General features: G+C 62.2%; 5 protein-coding genes and 2 pseudogenes. 6 read left to right on the forward strand and 1 reads right to left on the reverse strand.

The window, feature by feature from the left end:
* From Q7T64_RS10700 to Q7T64_RS10725, 6 genes and pseudogenes are all read left to right on the forward strand, one after another.
* Positions 1-599, forward strand: a pseudogene (locus tag Q7T64_RS10700) (alpha-glucosidase); the annotation flags it as partial.
* 2 nt (positions 600-601) lie between these two features.
* Positions 602-2,770: a 1,4-alpha-glucan branching protein GlgB gene (gene glgB / locus Q7T64_RS10705; protein WP_370653303.1), complete on the forward strand. Its 2,169-nt coding sequence runs from the start codon at positions 602-604 to the stop codon at positions 2,768-2,770.
* On the forward strand, positions 2,770-4,803 hold the full coding sequence (gene glgX, locus Q7T64_RS10710) for a glycogen debranching protein GlgX (protein WP_304795333.1): 2,034 nt from the start codon (positions 2,770-2,772) through the stop codon (positions 4,801-4,803). The genes glgB and glgX overlap by 1 nt, the downstream gene beginning before the upstream one ends.
* Before the next feature lie 47 nt (positions 4,804-4,850).
* Complete coding sequence (glgC, locus tag Q7T64_RS10715; RefSeq protein WP_304795337.1) at positions 4,851-6,140, forward strand: glucose-1-phosphate adenylyltransferase; 1,290 nt, start codon at positions 4,851-4,853, stop codon at positions 6,138-6,140.
* A complete protein-coding gene (glgA, locus tag Q7T64_RS10720; protein ID WP_304795341.1) occupies positions 6,140-7,597 on the forward strand; it encodes a glycogen synthase GlgA in 1,458 nt (485 codons plus the stop codon). The genes glgC and glgA overlap by 1 nt, the downstream gene beginning before the upstream one ends.
* 45 nt (positions 7,598-7,642) lie before the next feature.
* Positions 7,643-10,093: a glycogen/starch/alpha-glucan phosphorylase gene (locus tag Q7T64_RS10725; protein WP_304795339.1), complete on the forward strand. Its 2,451-nt coding sequence runs from the start codon at positions 7,643-7,645 to the stop codon at positions 10,091-10,093.
* Between the two features lie 62 nt (positions 10,094-10,155).
* Here the strand turns inward: Q7T64_RS10725 and Q7T64_RS10730 are convergent.
* A pseudogene (locus tag Q7T64_RS10730) lies at positions 10,156-10,610 on the reverse strand (hypothetical protein); the annotation flags it as partial.

Genomic DNA, 10,610 nt, shown 5'->3' on the forward strand with positions numbered 1-10,610 from the left:
GACAAAACGAGCGCGCGCTGGCCAGGCTGTTGCTGGCGATGGTGTGCAGCCTGCGCGGCAGTGCTTGCGTCTACCAGGGCGAGGAGCTCGGCCTGACCGAAGCCGACATTCCGTTTGAATTGCTGCGCGACCCCTACGGAATCAACTTCTGGCCCGAGTTCAAGGGACGTGACGGCTGCCGCACGCCAATGCCGTGGACTGCCGGCCAGCATGCCGGATTTTCGTCGGCGCAGCCGTGGCTGCCGGTACCCGGCGAGCACTTGCCCTTGTCGGTCGCCGAGCAGCAGCAGGACCCCGCTTCGGTGCTGAATTTTTTCCGTAATTTCACGCAGTGGCGGCGCGCCCATGCTGCGCTGTCGCGTGGCGACATCCACTTCCTGGATGCGCCTGAGCCGGTGCTGATGTTTTCGCGCGCACTGCAAGGCGAAGCGATGCTGGCGGTGTTCAATCTCGGGCCCGATCCGGTTACGCTGTGTGTGCCGGCGGGTGTCACGCCGCTCGCCGGTCATGGGCTTGGCGGCGCGCTGCAGCCAGGCGGCATGCTGAGGCTGGCCGGCTACGATGGATTTTTCGGCCAGCTGCCACCGACCCAGGGATGAGCATGCTCGATCGCGCCACGGTAGATTCCTTGATGAGCGGTACTCACACCGATCCTTATGCGGTGCTGGGCATGCACACCCTGCAGCAGCAATTATGGGTGCGGGCCTTGCTGCCGGGCGCTGGCAGCGTCGAAGTGATCGAGACCCGCAGCGGGCGTTGCCTGGCGAGCCTGGTGCGCCATGAAGGCAGCGATCTGTTCGAAGGGGTGGTGCCGCGCCGGCGCAATCACTTCGCCTATCAATTGCGCATCGATTGGGGCACGCACCGGCAATTGCTGGATGATCCCTACCGCTTCCCGCCGCAGTTGCGCGAAATGGACGTCTGGCTGTTTTCCGAAGGCAATCACCAGCGTCCCTACGAGTTCCTGGGCGCGCATCCGATACAGGTCGAGGGCGTTCCGGGCGTGCGCTTTGCGGTATGGGCGCCGAATGCGCAGCGGGTGTCGGTGGTGGGCAGTTTCAATAATTGGGATGGGCGCAGGCACATGCTGCGCTTGCACCGCGCTTGCGGTGTGTGGGAATGCTTTGTGCCGCATGCCGGGCAGGGCGATCTCTATAAATTCGAAATCCTGGCCGCCAATGGCAGCTTGCTGCTGAAGGCCGATCCATATGCATTCCGCGCCGAGATCCGGCCGCAAACGGCATCGGTGGTGCAGCGCTTGCCGTCGTGGATTGCGCCGACCGAAGAGCGGCGCTTGGCCAACGCCCATGCCGCGCCGATCAGCATCTATGAAGTGCATCCGGGTTCCTGGCGTCGCAATAGCGACAATGGGTGGCTCAGCTACGACGAGATGGCACAGCAACTGGTCGGCTATGCCAAGGACATGGGATTCACCCATATCGAGCTGATGCCGGTGCATGAGCATCCGTTCGATGGTTCCTGGGGTTACCAGCCGACCGGACTGTATGCGCCGACCGCCCGCTTCGGCACGCCGGAGCAGTTTTCCAGCCTGGTGGCGCGCGCGCATGAGCAGGGCATCGGCGTGCTGATCGACTGGGTGCCGGGACACTTCCCGGACGATCCGCACGGACTGGCGCGCTTTGACGGCTCCCATCTGTATGAACATGCCGATCCGCGCGAGGGCTTCCACCAGGACTGGAATACGCTGATCTACAACTTCGGCCGCAACGAGGTACGCAATTTCCTGGTCGGCAATGCGTTTTACTGGATCGAGCGTTTCGGCATCGATGGGCTGCGCGTGGACGCGGTGGCGTCAATGCTGTACCGCGACTACAGCCGGGCCGAGGGGCAATGGGTGCCCAACCAGTTTGGCGGGCGTGAGAACCTGGAAGCGATCGCTTTCCTGCGCCAGGCCAACCAGGTCATTTCGCGCGAACGCGGCGAAGCGGTGACGATGGCGGAGGAGTCGACCAGCTTTCCCGGCGTGTCGCATGCGGTGGACAATGGCGGACTGGGCTTCAGCTACAAGTGGAACATGGGCTGGATGAACGATACCCTGCGCTACATGCAGAAGGATCCGGTCCATCGCCGCCATCATCACGACCAGATGACCTTTGGCCTGATGTATGCGTTCAGCGAAAATTTCGTGCTGCCCCTGTCGCATGACGAGGTGGTGCACGGCAAGGGCTCGCTGCTGTCGCGCATGCCGGGTGACGAATGGCAGCGCTTTGCCAACCTGCGTGCGTATTTTGGTTTCATGTGGGGCCATCCCGGCAAGAAGCTGCTGTTCATGGGCGGCGAGTTCGGCCAGGTCGGCGAATGGAATGCCGACCGCAGCCTGGACTGGCACTTGCTGGAGCGGCCGCTGCACCAGGGCATGCAGCGCCTGGTGCGCGATCTCAACCGGGTGCTGCATGATTTTCCGGCGCTGCACCGGGTCGACTTCAATCCGACCGGCTTCGAGTGGCTGGTTCCCGACGATCACGAAAACTCGGTGCTGGCGTTCGCCCGCCACGACGGTGCGGGCGGTGTCGTGATCGTGGCCTGTAACTTCACGCCGGTGACGCGGCATGATTATCGCATCGGCGTGTCGCAGCCCGGCGCTTATCGGGAAATCATCAATACCGACAACATCGTGTACGGCGGAAGCGGCGCCGGCAACGGGTCGGTGCACAGCGCGCAGCAGCATGCGCACGGACGCAGCGATTCCCTGTCGCTGACCTTGCCGCCGCTGGCGACCGTGATGCTGGTGCGCGAGGGTGGGCAGTAATGCCTGGCCGGCTTGCCGCAGGCAGCATTGCTGCGTTGGGCGCTTGCTGGGACGGGGCGGGCGTTAATTTTGCGCTGGTGGCGCCCAATGCGCAGGACGTGGTGCTGTGCCTGTTCGACGAGGACGGCAAGGAGACCGGTCGTCACCACATGGCGGGTTGCGAAAACGGCGTCTGGCACGGTTATCTGCCCGATGCCGCTCCCGGCGCCATCTATGCTTACCGCGTGCATGGCGAGTACGCGCCGCAACGTGGCCATCGCTTCAATCCTGCCAAGCTGCTGCTCGATCCGTATGCGCGCGAAGTGGTCGGCGCTTACCGGGGGCAGGACGCATTCCTTGGCGACCGGGCCGATGACACCGGCGCTATCGCGCCCAAGGCGCGGGTGGTGCGCGACAGCCGCAGCCATCGCAGCGACGCCCCCCGCATTTCGCTGGGTGATACCGTGCTGTACGAGGCGCATGTAAAGGGAATGACACGCTTGCATCCGGCGGTGCCGGAAGCCTTGCGTGGCAGCTATGCGGGCCTGGCGCACCCGGCGGTGCTGGACCACTTGTGCCAGCTTGGCGTGACGGCCATCAATTTGTTGCCGGTCCACGCCCGCGCCGACGAAGCCCGGCTGCTAAAGAGCGGACTGACCAACTATTGGGGCTATAACAGCATCGGTTTTTTCGCGCCGGAGCCGCGCTACTGGTCCGGGCGGCAAGGCAGCTCGCCGGTCAGTGAATTCCGCGACATGGTGACGGCCTTCCATGCGCGCGGACTGGAAGTCATTCTCGACGTGGTCTACAACCATACGGCGGAGTCCGACGAGCTGGGCCCCACGCTGTCGCTGCGCGGCATCGACAATGCGCTGTATTACCGGCTCGACCCGGACGATCCTGCGCGCTACGAAAACTGGGCCGGTTGCGGCAACGTACTGAACCTGATGCAGCCGCGCGTTTTGCAAATGGTGATGGACTCGCTGCGCTACTGGGTCCAGCAGATGCATGTCGATGGTTTTCGCTTTGACCTCGCCACCATCCTGGCGCGCGACGCGCATGGATTCCATGCCTGCTCGCCGTTCATGGCGGCGATCGGCCAGGATCCGGTCTTGTCGCAGGTCAAGCTGATCGCCGAGCCCTGGGACATTGGACACGGTGGTTACCAGCTTGGCCGGTTTCCGCCTGGCTGGCTGGAATGGAATGACCGCTACCGGGACGACATGCGACGCTTCTGGCTGCGTGGCGGCAGCCTGGGTGACTATGCGCGGCGCTTTGCCGGTTCCAGCGACCTGTTCCGGCATGACCATCGCTTGCCGCTGTCGACCGTGAACTTCATGACCTCGCATGACGGCTTTACGCTGCACGACCTGGTCAGTTACCGTCACAAGCACAACCAGGCCAACGGTGAAGGCAACCGCGACGGCCATCACGAGAACCTGAGCACCAACTGCGGCGTCGAAGGCGAAACGCCGGACCTGGACGTGAACCGCCTGCGTGGCGCGCTCAAGCGCGCAATGCTGGCCACGCTGCTGTTTTCGCAGGGCACGCCGATGCTGCTGGCCGGCGATGAAATCGGCCATAGCCAGCGCGGCAACAACAATGCCTACTGCCAGGATAATGAAACCACCTGGCTCGACTGGCAGAAGGCGGACACCGGCCTGTGCGACTATGTCGCCCGGCTGATCCGACTGCGCGCTGAACTGCCGGCCCTGCGCCATGATGTCTGGCATGAAGAGCAAGCGGGGGGCGCGGTTGACATTGCATGGTTGGCGGCCGACGGCCCGCCCCTGCAAGCGGCGCAGTGGGAGCATGAGAAGCGCATGGCGATCCGGCTGGATGAGCTGGGCGGCCGCAGTTGCCTGCTGCTGGTCAACGCCAGCGCCAGCGCCTGCGACTTCCGCCTGCCTGCGGGCAAATGGCAATGGCTGTTATGCAGTGCCGATGCGGGCGAACAGTGCGCGCGCTTGCTGGATGGCCCGGTCTGCGTTATCGCCAACACCGTGGTGTTGGCGGTCAGCATGCGCGACGATGGCGATGCAGGACGACATTGAGACGATAGCGATTACCCGACAATAAGCCAAAACAAAGGACCAGGAAAATGGACCACTCGATCGAAGAAACCGAACGCATGATACTGAGCCGCCAGCTGCCCAAGCGCACTGTTGCGCTGGTGTTGGCCGGCGGCCGCGGATCACGGCTGATGGACTTGACCGACCGGCGCGCCAAGCCTGGCGTTTTCTTCGGCGGCAAATTCCGCATCATCGATTTCGTGCTGTCGAACTGCATCAACTCGGGCATCCGACGCATCGGCGTGGCAACCCAGTACAAATCGCATTCGCTGCTGCGCCACCTGCAGCGCGGCTGGAGTTTCCTGCGCGGCGAAGCCAATGAATTCATCGACCTGTTGCCGGCACAGCAGCGCGTCAATGAATCCTACTGGTACCGTGGCACGGCTGACGCGGTGTACCAGAACATCGACATCCTGCGTTCCTATAATCCGGAATACATCCTGGTGCTGGCCGGCGACCATATCTACAAGATGGATTATTCGATGATGCTGCTGGACCATGTGGAACATGGGCGCGGCTGCACCGTTGGTTGCATCGAAGTGCCACGCCACGAAGGCACTGCGCTGGGCGTGATGGCGATCAACGAGCAGCGCCAGATCACCGAGTTCCTGGAAAAGCCGGCGGACCCGCCGGCCATGCCGGGCCGGCCCGACACGGCGCTGGGCAGCATGGGCATTTACGTATTCAACGCCAATTACCTATACCAGTTGCTCGAAGACGACCTGGCCGACGAACATTCCAGCCACGACTTCGGCAAGGACGTGATTCCGCGCGTGGTCAGGGACGGCAACGCCGTGGCGCATCCGCTGTCGATGTCATCGGTGCCGCGCAAGAGCGGTATTGCACCGTATTGGCGCGATGTCGGTACGGTGGATGCCTTCTGGGCCGCCAACCTGGACCTGGCGTCCAACATGCCGGAATTGAACCTGTACGACCGCGAGTGGCCGATCTGGACTTACCAGGAACAACTGCCGCCAGCCAAGTTCGTGCCTGATGAGAGCGGTACGCACGGCAAGACGGCCAACATCCTGATTTCCGGCGGCTGCATCGTCGCCGGCTCGGACATCACGCAGGCAGTCATTTTCTCGAACGTGCGCATCCATTCCTACTGCAAGATCGTGCAGGCGGTGATTCTTCCGCAGTCTGTGATCGGCAAGCATTGCCGCTTGAAAGGGGTGGTCGTCGATCGGGGCTGCACGATTCCGGACGGCACGGTAATCGGTGAAGACGCGCAGGCCGACGCCGCTCGTTTCTATCGTAGCGACAATGGCGTCGTGCTGGTCACGAGTGAAATGCTGGAGAGGCTGGCGAGGGCTTGATGCGGGTATTGCATGCCTGTAGCGAGGTCTATCCGCTACTCAAGACCGGCGGCCTGGCCGATGTCACCGGCGCCCTGCTGCCGGCGCTCGCACGCGTTGGATGTGACGTGCGCATGGTGCTGCCCGGCTTTCCATCCATCCTGGCCGGTATCGGGCCGACCCGTGAGGTGGTGGTCTTGCATGACCGCTTCGGCGCCGACCGGGTAGGGCTGCTGCTCGGGCAACTTCCCAGCGGCGTGCCGGCCTATGTGATCGACGCACCGGCACTGTATGCCCGCGAGGGCAATCCTTATGCCGATGCTGGCAATACCGCCTATCCGGATAATTACCGGCGTTTTGGCTTGCTGGCATGGGTCGCTGCCGACCTTGCGGCCGGGCTCGATCCCGGCTGGCAGGCGCAAATCGTGCACGGTCATGACTGGCATGCGGGGCTGGCGCCGGCCTACCTGAAAGCCTGGGAACGGGCCAACGGCAAGCGTGCCGCCGCCAGCGTGCTCACGGTGCACAACCTGGCTTACCAGGGCGTATTTGATGCCGGTGTGTTTCCCGAACTGGGCCTGCCGGCGGACTATTTCGCCATGCATGGGATGGAGTATTACGGCCAACTGTCATTTTTGAAAGCAGGCCTGTTTTTTGCGGACAAGCTGACCACGGTCAGTCCCAGCTATGCGCTTGAAATCCAGTCGCCCGAGCAAGGCTGTGGATTGGAGGGACTGCTGCATGACAGGGCAAGCGACCTGACCGGTATCCTGAATGGCGTAGACTATGAGGTCTGGAGTCCGGCGGCAGATGAATTGATTGCCGCCCGCTACGATGCCAGCAAGCCTGGCGGCAAGAAAGTATGCCGCCGCGCGCTACAGAAAGCGGGCTCACTGCGTCCGCAGGATAATGCACCGGTATTTGGCGTGGTCAGTCGCCTGACTGAGCAAAAAGGCTTGCACCTGCTGCTGGCGGCGCTGCCCGCTATCGTCGCGCGCGGCGGGCAGCTGGTCTTGCTGGGTAGCGGTGACGGTTGGATGGAAGATGCCTTCCGGGAAGCTGCCTTGCGTTATCCCGGCGCCGTCCAGGTTGAAATTGGCTACGATGAAGTACGCTCGCATCAAATCGTGGCCGGCGCCGATGTGATCCTGGTGCCGTCCCGCTTCGAGCCATGCGGGCTGACCCAGCTTTACGCGCTGGCTTACGGCACGCTGCCGCTGGTGCGCCGGGTTGGCGGACTGGCCGATTCCGTAGTCGATTGCACGCCAGCGACGCTGGCGGACAATAGCGGCACCGGTTTCGTTTTCGACGAATTCAGCGAGGCCGCATTTTCGCTGGCCGTGGACCGGGCGTTCGCGCTCTACGAGGCGCCGGCACAGTGGCAACAGGCGCAGCGCAATGCAATGCGTGCCCATTTCGGCTGGGACGATGCAGCCCGGAAAATGCTGCCGATCTACCAGCGATTGCTTGGCCAATGAAGGACAAGCTTGCGCAATCAACCGCTATGACAAGCCATAAAAGCAATGAACATCACTGAATTCAATTTCGAACATTACGATAACGATACGGCGGCGCTGAAGAAGTCGATCGCCGACAAGCTGGTCTACGCCATCGGCAAGGATCCCACTACGGCAAGTCCGCAGGACTGGCTGCAAGCGACCGAACTGGCCGTGCGCGACCGCCTGGTCGAACGCTGGATGAAGACCACCCGCGCCGCCTATGAGCAGGATGCCAAGCGGGTGTACTACCTGTCGATGGAATTCCTGATCGGCCGTACTTTCACCAATGCGGCACTGGCGCTGGGCGTACATGGGCAGGTCCGCGACGCGCTGGCCTCGCTCGGGGTGGACATTGAAGAAATCGCCAACAAGGAGCCGGACGCAGCGCTGGGCAATGGCGGCCTTGGCCGGCTGGCTGCCTGCTTCCTCGACTCAATGGCGACACTGGGCATCGTCGGCATGGGCTATGGCATTCGCTATGACTATGGCATGTTCCGGCAGCAGATCATCGACGGCAACCAGGTCGAGAGCCCGGACTATTGGCTGTCAGGGGGCAACCCGTGGGAATTTCCGCGCCCTGAAGTGGAGTATCGGGTGCGCTTTGGCGGACATACCGAGCATCGCGGCGACGAGGTGCACTGGGTTGGCACGCAAGATGTGCTGGCCACCGCCTACGACACGATCATCCCTGGCTATGCGACCGAAGCGACCAATACACTGCGCTTGTGGTCGGCGCGCGCCACTACCGAAATCAATCTCTCCGCTTTCAACCAGGGCAATTATTTCGGCGCAGTCGAAGAAAAGAACCATTCCGAAAACGTCTCGCGCGTTCTGTATCCGGACGACTCGACCCTGTCGGGTCGTGAGTTGCGTTTGCGCCAGGAATATTTTTTCGTTTCCGCCAGCCTGCAGGACATGTTGCACCGTCATCTGCTCAAGCATGCCGACCTTGCCGGTCTCGGTAAAAGCATAGCGATCCACCTGAACGATACGCACCCGGTGCTGGCCGTGCCGGAATTGTTGCGCCTGCTGCAGGACGAACACAAGCTGGCCTGGGCCCAGGCGTGGGCCATCGCGCAGGAAGTGTTTTCCTATACCAACCATACCCTGATGCACGAGGCGCTGGAGACCTGGCCAGTAGACATGCTGGGCCGGGTACTGCCACGCCACCTGCAAATCATTTTCGACATCAATGCCACCTTCCTGGCCAGCGTCACCGAGCAGTTCGGCTCCGACATCGAATTGATGCGGCGGCTGTCGCTGATCGACGAGAGCGGCGAGCGGCGGGTGCGCATGGCTTACCTGGCGGTGGTCGCCAGCCACAAGGTGAACGGCGTTTCAAAATTGCATTCGGATTTGATGAAGCAGTCGATCTTTGCCGACTTCGCGCGGGTGTTCCCGCAGCGCTTCAACAACAAGACCAACGGCATCACGCCGCGGCGCTGGCTGGCCCAGGCCAACCCGCCGCTGGCAAAGCTGATCGACGAGCGTATCGGCCCGGACTGGCGGCGCGACCTGAACCAGCTCGGCGGACTGAAGTCCTGCGTCGACGATGCCGGATTCGTGCAGCAATTCGCCAATGCCAAACAGCAGAACAAGCTGCGGCTGGCAAGCTGGGTGCAATCGAACATGGGACTGGTGCTTGATCCGGACTCCATGTTCGACGTGCAGGTCAAGCGAATCCATGAATACAAGCGGCAGTTGCTCAATGTGTTGCACGTGATTACGCGCTACAACCGGATCATCCAGGATCCGGAAGCGGTGCATGTGCCGCGTACCGTGATTTTCGCCGGCAAGGCGGCTTCGGCTTATCACATGGCCAAGCTGATCATCAAGCTGATCAATGACGTTGCCGCCAGGGTCAACAATGATCCGGTCGTCGCCGGCAGGCTCAAAGTGCTGTTCATCCCGAACTACAGCGTCAGCCTGGCTGAGCTGATCATCCCGGCTGCCAATCTGTCGGAGCAGATTTCGCTGGCCGGCACCGAGGCGTCCGGCACCGGCAACATGAAACTGTCGCTGAACGGCGCACTGACCATCGGAACGCTCGATGGCGCCAACATCGAGATACTGGAACAGGTCGGGGCTGACAATATCTTCATCTTTGGCAATACCACGCCCCAGGTGCAGGACATCCGCGCGCACGGCTACCATCCGCGCCAGATCTATGAAACCAATGCCGAACTCAAGCTGGCGCTGAACCAGGTCCGCGATGGATTTTTTTCGCCGGACGACAAGGGCCGTTTCCAGGCGATCTTTGACACACTGGTCAATTTTGGCGACCACTACCTGTTGTTGGCCGACTATGCCCGCTACCTGAAGGCGCAGGAACAAGCCGACGACCTGTACCGCAGCCCGGCGATGTGGAACCGCAAGGCATTGCAGAACGTGTCCGGCATGGGGCCGTTCTCGTCGGATCGCACCATTGCCGATTATGCCAACGATATCTGGCGGGTAAAGCCAGTGCGCATCTAGCGCCTTCTTGACGCGCAGGACTGGTATCCCGGGCCGGGTAATCGTCCGCGCCCAAGCTCGGCTCAGGCAGTTGCGACTTGCAGCAATGCGGCAATCCGCTCGCGCACGCAGGCCACCGCATCGACGCTGCGCATTATTTCGTAGCCACGCTGTTCCAGTGCAAGTCGCTGCCCGTCATTGGCCAGCAAACGCATGCAGGTATCGACCAGATGCTCATAGGGCGCGGCCGCGACCGCATCACGGAACAAGGGATCGATGTCGGTGTGCGGCCCGACTTCTGCCACCACCGCCTTGCGGTTTGCCAGCAGATAGGACACGCGCACGATCTCGAAAATGTGGGCGTCGTACGCATGCAGGTTGAGCACGATGCGCGCACGTGCAATCAGCGCGTCGCGCTGTGGGCCGTAGCAATCGGTTTCGACATGCAGGTTCACGCCACGCGCCCGGAGTTCGTCGAGTATCAGCCGCCGCCGGTTCGCCAGGGTGCCGTAAAACAGCACATCGATATCCTGCTTTT

This window comes from Lacisediminimonas sp. (genome assembly GCF_030645335.1).
Taxonomy (GTDB): Bacteria; Pseudomonadota; Gammaproteobacteria; order Burkholderiales; family Burkholderiaceae_D; genus Lacisediminimonas.

Coding starts and splice junctions, on each gene's coding strand:
- Q7T64_RS10725 (WP_304795339.1), top strand. CDS start 7,643: ATGAACATCACTGAATTCAATTTCGAACATTACGATAACGATACGGCG.
- glgX (WP_304795333.1), top strand. CDS start 2,770: ATGCCTGGCCGGCTTGCCGCAGGCAGCATTGCTGCGTTGGGCGCTTGC.
- glgC (WP_304795337.1), top strand. CDS start 4,851: ATGGACCACTCGATCGAAGAAACCGAACGCATGATACTGAGCCGCCAG.
- glgB (WP_370653303.1), top strand. CDS start 602: ATGCTCGATCGCGCCACGGTAGATTCCTTGATGAGCGGTACTCACACC.
- glgA (WP_304795341.1), top strand. CDS start 6,140: ATGCGGGTATTGCATGCCTGTAGCGAGGTCTATCCGCTACTCAAGACC.